Annotated in this window: 12 protein-coding genes; 6 read left to right on the top strand and 6 right to left on the bottom strand. The window is 36.5% G+C overall.

Annotation, left to right across the window (positions count from 1 at the left end):
* Positions 1-154 precede the first annotated feature (154 nt).
* Together GHD00_RS00965 and GHD00_RS00960 are read left to right on the top strand one after the other, a co-directional pair.
* On the top strand, positions 155-811 hold the full coding sequence (locus tag GHD00_RS00965) for a reverse transcriptase-like protein (protein WP_163536221.1): 657 nt from the start codon (positions 155-157) through the stop codon (positions 809-811).
* Positions 812-965: 154 nt separating this feature from the next.
* On the top strand, positions 966-4,706 hold the full coding sequence (locus GHD00_RS00960) for an AAA domain-containing protein (protein WP_163536220.1): 3,741 nt from the start codon (positions 966-968) through the stop codon (positions 4,704-4,706).
* A 764-nt stretch (positions 4,707-5,470) separates the two neighbouring features.
* Here GHD00_RS00960 and GHD00_RS00955 read toward each other — a convergent pair.
* From GHD00_RS00955 to GHD00_RS00940, 4 genes are all read right to left on the bottom strand, one after another.
* Positions 5,471-6,553 carry a hypothetical protein gene (locus GHD00_RS00955; RefSeq protein WP_163536219.1) on the bottom strand — a complete coding sequence of 361 codons (1,083 nt, stop codon included), beginning with the start codon at positions 6,551-6,553 and terminating at the stop codon, positions 5,471-5,473.
* Complete coding sequence (locus GHD00_RS00950; protein ID WP_163536218.1) at positions 6,550-6,984, bottom strand: zf-HC2 domain-containing protein; 435 nt, start codon at positions 6,982-6,984, stop codon at positions 6,550-6,552. Before GHD00_RS00950 ends, GHD00_RS00955 begins: the two co-directional genes overlap by 4 nt.
* On the bottom strand, positions 6,984-7,562 hold the full coding sequence (locus GHD00_RS00945) for an RNA polymerase sigma factor (RefSeq protein ID WP_240468571.1): 579 nt from the start codon (positions 7,560-7,562) through the stop codon (positions 6,984-6,986). The genes GHD00_RS00950 and GHD00_RS00945 overlap by 1 nt, the downstream gene beginning before the upstream one ends.
* 403 nt (positions 7,563-7,965) lie before the next feature.
* The gene (locus tag GHD00_RS00940; RefSeq protein WP_163536216.1) at positions 7,966-9,174 is read right to left on the bottom strand and encodes a D-alanyl-D-alanine carboxypeptidase family protein; all 1,209 of its coding nucleotides are present in this window, start codon (positions 9,172-9,174) and stop codon (positions 7,966-7,968) included.
* Between the two features lie 218 nt (positions 9,175-9,392).
* Between GHD00_RS00940 and GHD00_RS00935 the strand changes: the two genes are divergently transcribed.
* Both GHD00_RS00935 and GHD00_RS00930 read left to right on the top strand, forming a co-directional pair.
* Positions 9,393-10,412 (top strand): AEC family transporter, encoded by a 1,020-nt coding sequence (locus tag GHD00_RS00935; protein ID WP_163536215.1) that lies wholly within the window; start codon positions 9,393-9,395, stop codon positions 10,410-10,412.
* A 297-nt stretch (positions 10,413-10,709) separates the two neighbouring features.
* Complete coding sequence (locus tag GHD00_RS00930; RefSeq protein ID WP_163536214.1) at positions 10,710-11,489, top strand: Cof-type HAD-IIB family hydrolase; 780 nt, start codon at positions 10,710-10,712, stop codon at positions 11,487-11,489.
* Positions 11,490-11,954: 465 nt separating this feature from the next.
* Here the strand turns inward: GHD00_RS00930 and hxlR are convergent, their stop codons facing one another.
* Complete coding sequence (gene hxlR / locus GHD00_RS00925) at positions 11,955-12,311, bottom strand: transcriptional activator HxlR (protein ID WP_163536452.1); 357 nt, start codon at positions 12,309-12,311, stop codon at positions 11,955-11,957.
* Between the two features lie 120 nt (positions 12,312-12,431).
* Here hxlR and GHD00_RS21200 point away from each other — a divergent pair, with 120 nt between their 5' ends.
* Together GHD00_RS21200 and GHD00_RS00915 are read left to right on the top strand one after the other, a co-directional pair.
* Entirely contained in the window at positions 12,432-12,560 is a 129-nt protein-coding gene (locus tag GHD00_RS21200; protein ID WP_276208242.1) for a hypothetical protein, read from the top strand.
* A gap of 261 nt (positions 12,561-12,821) precedes the next feature.
* Complete coding sequence (locus GHD00_RS00915) at positions 12,822-13,694, top strand: SDR family oxidoreductase (RefSeq protein WP_163536213.1); 873 nt, start codon at positions 12,822-12,824, stop codon at positions 13,692-13,694.
* Positions 13,695-13,767: 73 nt separating this feature from the next.
* Here GHD00_RS00915 and GHD00_RS00910 read toward each other — a convergent pair whose 3' ends face one another.
* Positions 13,768-15,366, bottom strand: coding sequence for a glycoside hydrolase family 30 protein (locus GHD00_RS00910; RefSeq protein WP_163536212.1), 1,599 nt, complete (start codon positions 15,364-15,366; stop codon positions 13,768-13,770).
* Positions 15,367-15,604 lie beyond the last annotated feature (238 nt).

The raw sequence follows: 15,604 nt of genomic DNA, 5'->3' as shown, positions 1-15,604 counted from the left end.
CATTCGTTCCATTATTGTTGCAAAAAGTCAGATTTTTTGGATGTTAATGGGGTATCCACTTTTTATTCTAGTATCAGAATGTCCATAACTTCACCATGCATCTTACCTCCACAATCGGTTACAATAATGAAAAAGCCAAAAGGTGGACTGAATTGTGCAGATAAAGATGGACATAACGTATCGCACTCCTGGTGGGCATGAGGCGTTTTTCAATACCGAGGAAATGGATATAGAAAAAGCGTTAAATATTGCAGAGGATTTGGAACGGACAAACAGAGCCAAACATATCACGTTTATCGATCGATATGAAACGAGCTGGACAAAGAAAGAGTTAACGCAATATTTGAAAGAACTAGAGACAGAACCTCATAACGTGGTGATATATTTTGACGGCAGTTTTGATTTAGAAACGAACCAATCCGGCCTTGGTTGTGTCATCTATTATGACCAAAATGGCTCTTCTTTTCGATTGCGAAAAAATGCACTAATCGATGGGTTAGATAATAACAATGAATCGGAATATGCCGCTCTTCACTTGGCACTGGAAGCAGCAGAGCAATTAGGGATTGATCACTTAGATGTTTGGATAAAAGGGGATTCGAAAGTGGTGATCAATCAATTGAATGATGAATGGCCGTGCCTGGAAGAATCTTTATCAAAATGGATCGATCGGATTGAAGATAAAATCGATCAATTAGGAATCGTGCCCTCCTACGAGTATGTCAGCCGTAAGAAAAATCGAGAGGCCGACCGCTTAGCCGCTCAAGCTGTTCAGGAAGTAGAAGTGTCTAGTACTGTGACATTAGATTAGAAATAGTTCAAACAAATCCCTCATGTCTTATCCGGCATGAGGGATTTTGCTCTTATTGATATTCGTCTTATTGATAGAACCCCATACTTTTTATCCATCATAAGTTTTGTTGTATAATAGCAACGAAACTTATTTTTAAAATTAGGTGATATAAATGATAGAAAAATTAACGGTCTTACGAGATCGTTTAAATAATATTAGCCGGAGCAATCGATCGATTCGATTGTTAAAGCTCTATAATAAATGGACGTTTGATTTAAATGAATTACTTAAAATAGACAAAGATCCGGATCAAGTCCTTGATGATTTTATCGATAAAAAAACGAAAAGTATAGTGAAAGAAAAAGCGGATCTAGATGCATCATTCACTCTTTCTAGAAAACTAACAACGCTATATCGAAATATAAAATCGATCGAAGAAGAAACAGGTCTTTATGATTTATATTTAGGTTATCCCTTTTTAGAAGGGGCGATGACGGACGGGACTTATGTACGTGCACCGCTTTTTTTGTACCCAATTCGATTACATCGTAACAAGAAGAATGGGATTGAGTGGCAGGTGGAGCCTTTAATTGATCAAGCACCGCAATTGAATCGAACATTGTTTTTAGCAATGCAAAAGTTAAGCAATTTATATGTTCCGGATGCTTTATTTGATGAAGCGGAAAGCCAAGCGGATACAGCTGATCTTGAAAGCTGGGCAAAGTGGCTAACAGATAATGCGATTTCCGTTTCGGTAAATGAGGCAGAGGAGTTAGAACCTGTTGAGCCATATACCAAATCCGAAATCCCAACCTTTTCAAAAGGGAGCTTTCAATTAAATCATCAAGCAGTGATTGGTCATTTTCCTCAAGGGGATTCAGCTATTCTGCGAGATTATGAAGAATTTATCGAGTTACTGGAACAAGGGGAAGAGGATTTAGGAGTAGTTTCTGAATTTTTAGATGTCGAAGTACAAGCAGGCAGCCAATCTGTTGATAATCTTCCTGCGCATAAGGATCAATCCTATCAGGAAAAGCTGGAACAGGAAAAACGTAAATTTTTTGTATTAGATACGGATGCGTCGCAGGAACGAATTATCGATTCCCTCGCCTCTGAGAAAGGGATGGTCGTACATGGGCCGCCTGGCACAGGAAAATCGCAGGTCATTGTCAATATGATCTCCAATGCGATGGCAAATGATGAACGTGTGATGCTTGTGACGCAGAAACGTGCTGCACTTGATGTGGTTTATCAACGCTTGGATAGTTTAGGATTATCTTCGAATGTTGCTTTACTGCACGATGAAAAAAATGATCGCAATTCTTTATATCAAAAGCTAAATGTGCAGCTGAATCAAAACCATTCCTATAAGGATTTAGCACAGGAATTTGACATGTTGTCTGAACAAATTATCAAAGCGGAAAATAAATTAGATCAGATTGCGCAAGCCTTGTTTGAAGTGCAAAACCATGGATTTAGAGCCTATGATTTATATGGTTACAGTAAGCCAGCAAAAGAACAAGATCGGATGATTGGTTTAGATGATATTTTAAATGAACTAGATAAAAATAATTTAGAGGATACTTTAAGAAAAGTGAGCACCTATGGGAGGTATTACGATACGTTTGGCGGAGAGGACACCCCAGTTTATGATCGAAAATCCTTTAGTGAAATGGAATTGAAGGACCGAATTCAAATGATTGAACAGCTTGGCCAAGCGATTGAAGAAGCGGAAAAAAGCATAGATTATTTAGCACATTTTGATGATGAAGACATTACACCATCCTATAGCCGTCAAATTGATGGAAAGCTGTCCAAAATCTATGATGATTTGAATACAGATGATAAGAAAACGTTAAAGAAATTACGTTTATGGCTGTGGACATCTTTTACAGGGAAAACGATTATGGAAGAATTATTAGATGGGGAAAAATTTAAAGGTCTATCATCTAAAGAATGGCCAAAGTTACAAGAAAGTCTCACTATCCTATATGATTTATCGAAAGCTACGGAAGGATTATTCCAACACTTGGACAAAATGGATGCTTATTTTACGAATGATTCTCTGAAAGAGATGAAGCATCTTGTTTCCAAAGGAGATATCCCGCTGTCAACGTTACAAAAGAAGCAAGATTACATCAAAGAGTTTTTTGATGAATTAAGAGAAATGGATCGATTGTATGATGATAGTGCGGAAATGGTTCAAATGATGATTGATCGTTTGATTGAGCGGAACTTATCTGATTCCGGTAACTTAGCGAAGGAATGGGAAGAAGTGGCGAGGCAATCGGCTTATATTCATTGGATTGATGAAATTGAGAGGAAATATCCCGAAATCGCCACAATTGGAACAGGTAATTTTCAAGTATTGACGGAAGAACTAGAAGAGTTCTTGAAGAAAAAACAACAGTTAGCGATTGAATTGCTGCAAAATCAGATGAGGCAGATGATTCACGAAGTAAAAGAAACCAATCCAAAGGCTGTGAAAGATATTATCTATCAAACAGGAAAGAAACGGCAAATTTGGCCGGTACGTCGCTTAGTTAATGAGTTTGCTTTGAATGGGTTGCTTGACGTAATGCCGGTATGGCTGATATCTCCTGAAATTGCTTCTGCGATTTTTCCATTAGAAGAAAAGATGTTTGATTTAGTCATTTTTGATGAAGCATCTCAATGTACAGTGGAAAATGGTATGCCGGCCATTTACAGAGGGAACAAGATTGTCGTTGCTGGGGATGAGCAGCAATTGCCGCCATCTTCCTTGTTTAAAGGAGCAGTGGAATCGGATATCGATGAGGAACAGGAAGAATATGAGGAGTCACAAAGCTTGCTTAATCTTGCCAAGCGTGTTTTGCCAAGCAGACTATTAGAATGGCATTATCGCTCGAAATCAGAAGAGCTGATTAACTTTTCCAACCATGCCTTTTATCATGGGCAAATGCAAATTGCACCGAATGTGAATCACTTGCAGGATCCTGCTGCGATTCAATGGCATAAATCCAACGGGCGCTGGGTTAATCAACGAAACACAGTAGAAGCAGAAGATGTCGTTCAATTATTAAAACAAAAACTAATCGAGGATTCTTCCAAATCGATTGGGATTATGACGTTTAATGCGAAGCAGCAAACGGCTATTGAAGATGCGATTGATCATACAAGTGAAGAGGATTCAGAATTTGGTGTCGTCTATGATCAGGTCATGAGTCGTGACTTGGATGAGCGTATTTTTGTGAAAAATATTGAAAATGTGCAAGGGGACGAGCGTGACATCATTATTTTTTCGATAGCCTATGCAAAGAATGAGGAAGGGAAAGTATATAATCGCTTTGGTACACTTGGGCATGAGGGCGGCGAGAACCGCTTGAATGTTGCGGTGACTCGTGCAAAGGAAGAGATTCACCTTGTTTCAAGTATTGAACCAAATGAATTGAATGTGACGAATTCGAAAAATATCGGTCCTAAATTGTTAAAGGCCTATATGGAATATGCACAAGCTGTTTCGAACTTGAACAAGGAAAGAATCGAAGCGACCGTCACAGACTTGAGTGGTGAGGTAAATACAACAAGACAAGAGGGGAGCTTGACCTTTGATTCGGTATTCGAGGAAGAGGTTTATGATAAGTTAAGAGAGATTGGATACCAGGTGGATACACAAGTCGGGATGTCCGGCTATCGAATTGATCTAGCAGTCGTCGATCCCAATGATCCGAGCAAATATGTGTTAGGGATTGAATGTGATGGTGCGATGTATCACAGTGCACCAGCAGCAAGGGAACGAGATGTGTATCGTCAACGTTTCTTAGAGCAAAAAGGTTGGGAAATAGAAAGGATTTGGAGTCGCAATTGGTGGAAAGATGCCTATGCAGAAATCGAACGAATCGATCAGAAGATAAAACAGTTGAGTAATGGTTAGAGAGCACCAATTCTTTTACATCAAACTATTTACATTATAAAAATCCATTATTGATTGTTTGTTTTTCTTTAATGTTTCCAGGGTACGGACATATTGTTGTATGTAAAAACTTTATATGGGAGGATGGTATTAATTACATTTGAATTTGTAGTTAAAGTGAGCAAAGAGTTTAAGGAGTTTTTCAGCATCCTTAGAATATAAATTACCATTCATTATTTTATTGTCTATGGATTTCCATTCACTACTCCTATTGATTAAGGTTGATATTCTTCCTCACTCCGTATGTAATGGGCAACAAAGGAAAAGGCATCTTCGAGAGTCCACACACTCCAATTCTCTTTCCGGTGTTGTCAATCGCCTGGTACGTGATAATGATGGTGAGGTTCTGATCCCACTTGTAATTTTTTGGGAGTTTCCGGATCATCATGTGGGTCATTTCCCCATGCAGAAATATGATGATATTGTTTCCCAAGCCTTGGTATTATAATCTTCCATTGATAAGAATATTTAGTAACCCTGTTAAATAATTAGAAGCTCAGAATGACCTGCAAAAGAATATAATGGGTTCATGCCAGTAGTAGAAAGTAGACCTCCCTATTAAATGCCAAGCGAATAGGCGAGGTCTTTCCTCCTAAAAACAAATATCCATCCATATATTCTTTTTCTTTTAGATGTATTCATATGTCCCAATGTTAGAGAATGCTTGAAGTTACGATATCCCAGAAATCCCCCGTCATTGAGACAGAATCCTGCGCACTATTGTCTCATTCCAAATTCTCCTGTTTTATTTTTTTAGAGCCGCTGATTAGTTTAAGGCCTCCGCCGATTAGCAATAGAGAAACGATAGAGACTTGAAAATATCTATTATAGTAATGCCATAAATTAATATCCAATGCAGCTCTTATATTATCTGCTAAAACAGGAAATAACACAGAATCAAATAAGTAAAAGAGGCCTAACAATAACAAGCCTATTCCAAGCCACTTTTGGTGATTGGCTAAGTGTTTTATCACCGGGACATCTTCTACCTCTTCATCATCCATTCGATTAGTGAGTTGTAAGGCATCAAAAAAACTAAAGAACCAAATAATTGGAATAAGAAAGAAGAAAAGGGACAGGTGTAACACATCTAAGATATATATGGACAACAAAAAGGCTGCCATTAATTGGAGTCCTCTTTTTTGTAAGCTTAAATACATATGTCCAGCACCAGGAAAGATCGACAAGGCGGTAGCTAACATTTTGCTTTTCTTGCCATCTTCACGAAACTTTTCAAGATCATCCATAATCGTTTTATCCTCTAATAATTCACCTGCTTGTTTTTTGTTTAACAATTGAATAGCATCAAATAAGCTGTATACCCAAATAATAGGCAAGGCTAACAGAAATATTAAAAAGACACTGCTTGTGATGACACTAACGAAGAATATCATTGTGATAATCCCGAAAAAACCAGCTAAAAAGGTTAAGCCTCGATGGGTTAATCCCATGTAAAAATGTCCGACTCCTGGAATGAAAGATAATAAAATCGTAGAGAAACGTTCATTTTGCAGCGGTTTAGTTTCTATGTGGCTGTCATGATGCGGGTTGGAAACTTTAATATGCGATCGATTAATTAACGTGATAACGATATCCAGCATATTCACAATCCAAATAAACGCGGCTGCCAAAAAGAAGAAAATAAACACAAAATCATCATATACATATACACCTGTAACAAATGCCAATCCGAGTGCACCTAGAAAGAAAAATGGATAGAGAACTCCTCGAATTTTCAGACCTAAGTACAAATGTCCAAATCCAGGAAAAAAGGCTAAGAAAAGTGCTAATATTGGTGACTTATTCATTGTTTATGATCCCCTTTCATGTAATCTAATAAAGTATTTGTCTTTTGCATTAGCTGATCGGTAATGGAAGTGCTTGTTTCTACTTGATAATCATTTGTCACATCTAAAACAGTTTGAAATATGCCAGTTAACATCAGCACAATGGTTAAACCTGCTGCAAGAAAATAATGAGTGATAAGCTTTCTATTTTTGGATGAATAAGGTTTCTTTGATTTTTGATGAGATTTTGTTTGTGAATATATTTTGGAAACGGTCTGATCTGTGAAATCATCTGAAACGGAATGCTTTAGCGTTTGAGATTCTATTAATGCAAGGTAGACATTTAAGCAATCATCGCAATCATAAAGATGTGACTCTGTTCTTTCTTGTTCTTCTACATCTAACTCATGGTTCATATAGAGCTTCAATATATCTTTGCTTAGATGTTCCATCAAAAATCATCCTCCTTCCAATTGGTTTTCATCCATTTTCTTGCGCGGAATAAACGCATTTTCACCGTGGATTCTTCCACTTTTAATTTTTTAGCTATCTGTTTATACGATAATTCTTCAAGGTAATAGCATTTGATAACATCATGAAATTTTTTTGGCATGCGATGAATAGCATTTCTGACTTTTTCTATCTTTTCTTTTTTCATGACTTCCGTCTCGACATTATCACATTGGGTAATCTGATAATCTTGATTAAAAGAGGTTAAATCCTCTTTTTGACGTTGTTTTTTACGTTTAAAGTCTATTGCTTTATGTAAGGCAATACGGCTTATCCATGTTTTAAACCCTTGAAATTGATAGGATGGGAGAGCGTCCATCATTTTAATAAATGTTTCTTGCGCTAAATCTTCTGCTTCTTTTTGATCGTGAATGACACTGTAGGTCACTTTAAAAACATGATGTTTGTATCGTTCGATTAATATTCGTAATGCCTGATTATTTCCTGCTTTAACTCTTCGTATAAGTTGATCCTCTTGAATATGCTCTCCCCCCTCTCTTATGTTTCTCTCATTTATCACGGTGAACAATCAAAGACTCCAATTCAAGCTTAGAAATGGAAGTCTCTCTTTATAGACGATAGAAATCTATAAAAGTACTACATTTAAAAAAATTTTTTTTGAGAATTTTTTCCGTATAGATAAGGATTTACATCGAAAAAGAAAAACACATGGAATGGGATTATTTTGATTGGAGTGAAGGCAAGATGTTGCTATGGGAACAGCGTGCGAGAGGCCTCAAAGGAGTCAAACAATATTGTCTAAAAGTTTAATACAAGTTTTCAAACCAATTCTCCGGGTATAGTTTTCAGTGGTGGAAGGGGGATACTCTCTTTCCACCACTGGTAGTATTCAGAGCTCATTTTAAGGATTAAAATTTTTACTTTATCGCAGTTTTGTTCATCTTACATTAAAGATGATTTAATTAAGGGTAGAATTTCCTCATTTTCCTATATATCAATCCAAAAGCAGTTAATGATAAGGCTTCAAATAAATAGATTTGAGCTAACAAAATATAATCCATTTCAAAATTTGTTTTTGTATCCACATCTTTATTATTATTACGAATATTTTTAATCTCTGCTACTTCTTTATTTATGTTATTTTTCTTAGGAACGTTCTTTAATTGATAAGAGTTGATAATGGTTCCTTCTTTATTCACAACATTCAATTTCCCATCTAAATTGACTTGTTTTTCTAATTGCGATTCTAAAGGATGTGTATAAGCTAATTTTTCAGGAGTAATGAATTTTTTACCGCCAATCGTAAATGTTTTGCCTTCTTTCATATAAGAGGTTTGATAATGATTAAAGCCATAGTCTAATAACTTAATAGTGTCATCATATGCTTCATTTTTCCTATCGCTTTTTAGAGTAATAACTATTAAACTTAATTTATCTCTTTCTGCTGTTGTTGCTAGCGTATAACCTGCTTTATTTACAAACCCAGTTTTTCCACCAGTTATTCCTTCATAGGGAATTTCTCCTTTTAATAATTTGTGATGGGTGATTAGTGTAGTATCCCATGATTTTCCATCCCAATTTAATTTTTTTGTCCCGTATATTTGTTTGAAAGTTTTGTTCTTGACAGCATACTGTGTTATCTTTGCTAAATCTTCTGCAGTAGTAGTATGCTTTGGATCATAGAGACCGTGAGGATTTGTAAAGTTAGTATTTTTTACACCAATAACGCTTTTAAGATAAGCATTTATTTCTTCAGAAAACTTTTCTACACTTCCACTCAAATGCTCTGCAATTGCTATCCCTGCATCATTACCTGAGTTAATTAATAGTCCTTGAACCAGTTTGTGTAAAGGTATTTCCTCCCCCTCTTCCAAAAACACTGTTGTACCTTCTACATTTCGAGCGCTGGCATTACTACTAATACTAACTGTATTATTGAGATTTCCTGTTTCAATCGCGTAGATCGCTGTAGCTATTTTTGTTAAACTTGCAGGATACATTTGTGAGTTAGTGTTTTTCTCATAGAGAACTTGTCCTGAATTTGCTTCTAATAATATGGCAGATTCACTTACAACTGTTGGTGGAGAAGGATTAGTTTCACCGAAAGCATTTGAAATAAAAATCGTATTAACAGTAATGAAAGTTGAAATAAATAATATGAATTTTATCATTTTTACTCTCCTAAAACTAATCTATTTATATTACTAATTGTAAATAGAAATTATGGAGAAAATGTGTAAAATGATGATTTGTAATATTAGTTTAAAAATACATGATAAAATTGGTAATAATTATAGTAGAATGCTATTCTTACGTTAATTAAAATGGGTATATCTAGACAAAATGCTAAATATTGAATTATTTTAAAGATGAAATGAGAATAGGCAATTTGATAAAAGTAGTTATGAGTAGAGTGGGAGGATTTTGTATTTACACGGATTTTTTATTTACTATCACACTTATCATTGTTGGATTAGCTCTTGGAAAGCAGTTAAAAGCTTTAGAAAGGAAAAACATTATTGTAGAGTCTGTTCCTTTAGCACGAATTTTGCAATGGTCTGCAAAATTGGCAATCATTATTTTCAGTCCGGTTATTGTTATAGGGGCTGTCTGGTTAGTAGATTTAAATCATATAAAATTGATTTTATTACCACTCCTAGGAGTTCTCACTTTAGTCTTAGGAGGTTTGTTTTCATTTCTAGCATCAAAAGTTTTAAAGCTAACTCGCCCAAAAATAGGATCAATGTTTACGTCTGGTGCTTTTTCGAATTGGGGCAGCTTTGGTGTGTTTATATGTTTTGTATTTTTAGGTGAGGAGAGTTTAGCATATGTTGCGATGTTTATGTTGTTCGAACAATTTCTTTATTATTCAACCTTTTTTCCAATTGCAAAATTTTTAGGTGAAAGTAAAGATACAGTTAAAAAGTGGAGTGAGATTATATTGAGGTTAATAACGGACCCCTTGATTGTAGCCTCTTTCTCAGCAATTGTAATAGGAATTATATTAAATGTATTTAAATTGTCAAGACCAGAGTTTTATTCAACGTTGAACGAAGTCTTAGTTCCTTTATTAACGTTTATACTAGTGGTTTCAACGGGATATAATATGAAATTTAGAGCAGTTAAAGGATATGTGAAAGAATCATTTGTTATATCAACGATTAAATTTATAGTGGTTCCGCTTATTGTTGTTACAATTGGTTTCTTATTTGGATTAGATGATCTAAATAATGGTATTGTCATTAACGTTATTCTTATTATGGCTGTTATGCCTCCTGCATTCATGTCGTTGATCCCGCCGCAACTTTATAAACTGGATGTGGATTTAGCAAATTCAAGTTGGCTTTTAAATACGGTCCTATGGATTCTTTTGTTACCCATTATGTATGGGATCGTTCGGTATATATAGCAGAACATATCTGTATATGAAATTAAAAATCCAAAAAGACTGCCCCTATGTTTGCTGAATCAAACAAATGGGACAGTCTTTTGAAAAATAATGGTTACGCCGCTTATGCGTTACGCCCATTATGATCAGAATGTGCCATGACACCTTCCAACAATTAGCATAATGTATGGAACGCGTTTCAGATCAAGGATAAAATGTTGAAGGGAAAAGAAATGCTTTTGGTTTGACATGGAACGCGTTTCATGAAGTACAATCATAGCGAGCAATGGCGATTATATATAGAAAGTAGGAATTAAATTGACAAACCAGAGCGTTATTTTCTTCGATATTGACGGCACTTTATTAAATCATGACAAAAAGTTACCGCCTACCACGAAAGAAGCGGTTTTTAAACTAAAGGCACAAGGACATATCGTGGCGATTGCCACAGGTCGAGCGCCTTTTATGTTTGAAGATTTGCGAAAGGAATTAGAAATTGACACATTTGTCAGCTACAACGGGCAGTATGTGGTGCTAAATGGAGAGGTGATATTTACCAATCCATTGAACATGGGATCCCTTGAAAAATTAACGGAAACGGCTGTTCATCAAGATCATCCCGTTGTTTTTATGGACCATGAAGATATGAAAGCGAATGTTCCAGAACATGCTCATATTACGGAAAGTATTGCTTCATTAAAGATTAAGCAATTCCCAACTCATGATCCTGATTATTACAAAGGACGTGAATTGTATCAGTCTCTGCTATTTTGTACAGAAGGAGAGGAAATACAATATAAGCAGGATTTCGAGGACTTTGATTTTGTAAGGTGGCACCCTCTATCTGTTGATATTCTTCCAAAAGGCGGTTCCAAAGCGATAGGTATTGAGAAGATCGCTCAAGAGCTAGGTATTCCGGAAGAACACCGATATGCGTTTGGAGATGGTCTTAATGATATCGAGATGCTCTCTACTGTCCAAAATAGTGTGGCTATGGGCAATGCGAGAGAAGAAGTGAAAAAAGTGGCGAGATATACCACCAACTCAGTTGAAAACGATGGTATTAAGAAAGGTCTTCTAACGGTAGGATTACTGTAGCAGAGCATAAGCTTTTTCCTCATGCTTTTTTATTTGGCGAATGGGCTGGGGATAGGAAGTACAATTATTTTTTTAAAAAGTATCCTGTTTGTTATAAGCAGTTCACTTTTGGTGGAAAACAAGTGAAATAGCATACCAAGTCGTATAGTTATTGGTATGCTGTTTTTCGTTGATATATCAATGTTTGGATATAATTCCGCTTTGTTCTAGCATTTAAAATGACATATTCTTTGTATACATGTAGTTATAGACAAGCTGATTAAAGACAAAGAATAATAATATCAAATTATAAGTGCTACTCTTCAATAAATGGGGTTTTAAACTAAAGCCTAATTTCTCACCTACACACCGAGAAATTAGGCTTTTTTATATTTAATACGAGGTTATTTTATAAAAAATCTTGATTTGACAAGGGGTTTACATTGAAATGAATCCTAAAGCTTCTAAGTGATCCCAATACAACTTTTACTTTTCGACGGAGGCTTTTTCATGAACGACAGTATTTATATAGTTCTTTCCCCATTCGTACATCGATTCAAGAATAGGTATCAAGGTTTCCCCATGTTCTGTAAGTGAATATTCTACCTTCGGAGGGACGACAGGATACACTTCGCGATGAATAATTTGATCGGCTTCTAATTCTCTTAACTGATTTGTTAGCATTTTTTGTGTGATATTTGGAAGGAGTGCTTTCAATTCGCTAAATCTTTTTGTTCCTTCTTTTCCTAAATACCACAAAATGATCATTTTCCACTTACCACCAATTACAGTAAGCGTTAGCTCTTTTTCACAATTAAACGTCTGGTTAAAATCACGTACGATTGGTATCACCCCGCCTTTAGTTCCTTTTTTGATACTATACCACTTTCAAGTAAGTTCTTCTATTAAACTATACTACTTTATACTTCTTAATGTAAACCAATCAAAACTGGAGGGGGCAAAATGATGAATCGTTTTACTATTCCACGCGAGATTTATTTTGGAGAAAATTCACTTGATAAGTTAAAAGAATTAGAGGGTAAGAAATGCAGCGTTAGTCATTGGAGGAGGTTCGATAAAGAAGACGGGTAATCTAGAACGTATTCAAGGCTTGCTTTTAGAATAGAGTTTTTATTTTTAACCAAGCTTTTTTGTGTGTCAATTTAAGTGCAATAATATGCTATTTGTTTTGTGATTTTTTCTTTTCTCTACGCTAAGTGAACTACTTATGTTTAGAAGGACACCTTCATTTTTACGAGTTTAAAGAATTGACAATGTTTCTCGTTGTATCTAGAATTATAATGTAACCATTGTTGTTACAATTAAGATATATATACAATGGAGGTTGTGCAGATGAAAATATTAGTGACTGGTGCGACGGGGAAGTTAGGTTTCAAAATTGTGGAGGTTCTTTTGAATAAGGTACCAGCCGATCAGTTGGCTGTTAGTGTTCGTGATCCGGAGAAGGCTGAGGGGTTGCGTACTCGTGGGGTAGAGGTACGACAAGGGAATTTTGATGATCCAAAAAGTTTGGATGATGCTTTTGCTGGAGTGGATCGATTGCTTATTATTTCGACGGATGGTGAGAATGGAGTTCGTGTGAAACAGCATACGAATGCGGTAGAAGCGGCAGAGCGTGCAGGGGTAAAATTCTTGGCGTATACGAGCATTGCTAATGCAAAGGAGAGCGAAAACTTTCTTGCTCCGCCGCATCAGGCAGCAGAAGCAGCTATCTTAAAAACGGGGATTCCGTATTCCTTTTTGCGAAACAATTGGTATTTAGAAAATGAAATTCCGAGTATTCAAGGCGTTTTAGCAGGTGCGCCATGGGTTACTTCTGCAGGAAATGGAAAGGTTGGCTGGGCGCTTCAGCAAGATTATGCGGAAGCAGCGGCAACCGTTTTAGCGGAAGATGGGCATGAGAACACGGTTTATGAATTGTCTGGTAAACCTTTGAGTCAGGATGAATTTGTAGCGGTGCTTGGCAAAGTGATTAGAAAGGAAATTCCAGTGCAGCATGTGGATGATGATACTTATGCTAGAGTGATGAAGGATGCTGGTTTACCAGAGTCTATCGTTCCTTTTGTCGTTCAGGTTCAAAAAGGAATTCGAGAAGGTACATTAGACATAGAAAGTCAGGATTTTGAAAAAATTCTCGGCCGTCCGGCGACACTGGTGAGTGAGGCAATCCAACAAGTTTTACCTGAAAATTCACAAACCAATTAATTATTGTTTGGAAAAAAACCGACCTTTTTAGAAAGGCCGGTTTTCCGTATTACTTCTATTTTCCGTTTTTCTTTTATTGTGCGACTAAGGTGACAACGGATTTAGGTGGTACTTGAAAGACTTTATGAGCAGGGAATAAGTTTTTAGATTCTAAATCGTATTCTTCAGAAGTTACGTATGGTTGGAATTGGATAGCTCCTTTATTCCCAGGTAAATTATCTGTATTAATGTGAACGGGTTTTGTTTCATCACTGTCATTGACTAGGACTACAGAGAGTTGGTCATCTTCTTCTTGATAATAGGCAGACCCCATAAGGCCGTCTTTATCATTTGCTCCTTCTAACTCTACTCTATATGCTCCCGGTCTAACAAAACGGCTGTAATTTCCTAAAGCCCATAGTAACTTAGATTCTATCACCGTTTCTTCATCACCTTGCTCTGAGTAATCTGTATAGATTAGCCCGTCTTTGTAATCATACGGTGATACAGCCAACCACCATTGCCAGGCAGAAGCTTGGGTTTCTACCATGTCAAAGTGGATCAATCGAGCAACATCCAGTGCTGTTTCCATAGATAAGTCTCGGCCATGACCATGATCTCCCAACACACAGTATTCTGACATCCAAATTTTTGCATTGGGATCATATCGATCCATATTCTCTCTTACAGATTCTCTTAAAGGAATAAGACGGTCTTCTCCAGTAAAAAGGTCAGACCAATAGGCGTGAGCGCTAATTTTGTTACTGACCATTTCTTTTATGTCCGAATCTCCTAAAAGTTCTTTTATATATTCACGGTATTTCCCAGGATAAGCTCCACCAGCATTCCCGCTGCTATATTGGCTATCACTTCCGGTAAACGAGGCATATATATCATCATCAAGCAGTGATGTATATTCTACAGCTTCCGGTGCATCAATTTCGGTTTCAAGTCCACGGTTTTCTATCTCTTGATGTAGTGCTGTGATCACCTTTTTTATATCTTCTATATTGTAGCGGTTTCCTTCTTGCCCAGCATAATTCCAATCCCATGTTGGTTCATTGATCGGACTAATGTAGTGGAATGGTAATTGTTCTTCTTCAAAATGTTCTAGTACATCAGCTAAAAAGACAGCAAAATCATCTACATTTTCTTCTTTTAGATTGGTGCTGCCAACATTCGGGTCAGGCTGTCCATGTCCATTCTTTGTCATCCAGACAGGAGGACTGTTTACAAATGCAATAAATTCTTCCACACCCCGTTCTTTTGCTGCTTGGAGAAACCATTGCTGACCGGATTGTTTGGACCAATCATAGGGCTCATCTGCCCCTGATTTAAAACTTTCAGCTCTTCTAAAGCGGTCTGTCACAATCTCTTTATCGGTTTCTTCACTACCGGCACCAATGTTAAAGCGCCACATCGACAAACCAATTCCCTTGTCTTGTGAGAACAGTAAATCAGCCAATTTGTCCTTGTTTTCTTCTGACCATTCCGCACCAATAGGATCTAACGACCAAGCACCAGAGGCGCCAAATCCATCAATTTCTTGCTGCTTTTTGTCCACATTGATATTAATCTCTTGGGCATTTTCTTTATTCGGTGTTGCTAAATTATTAACTTTTGCATAGCTAATCGAGCCAATCAATAAAAAACCAAGCGATATTGCTAATAACCATAATAACTTCTTATTCATTACCGAATTTCTCCTTTTCACTATGATTTGGATCTTACGGTATTTCGCCTGTGTTTTACTTTGATGACATAAGGATTTGTGAAGGTAAAACAAAATAGTAACCGGTTACATAAATACAGTACCATAAACTGGCATGTGTTTTCAATCTTCTTTTATAACATTTGCATGGCTTCTTATATTTCTATTTTGGGAATGGGATGACTTATTATTCGATCCATATTTTAATGAGTAATAAGTT

Source organism: Gracilibacillus sp. YIM 98692, from assembly GCF_010993965.1.
In the GTDB taxonomy this organism is placed as follows: Bacteria; Bacillota; Bacilli; order Bacillales; family Amphibacillaceae; genus Gracilibacillus.
This window is presented reverse-complemented; position numbering and strand designations above follow the sequence as displayed.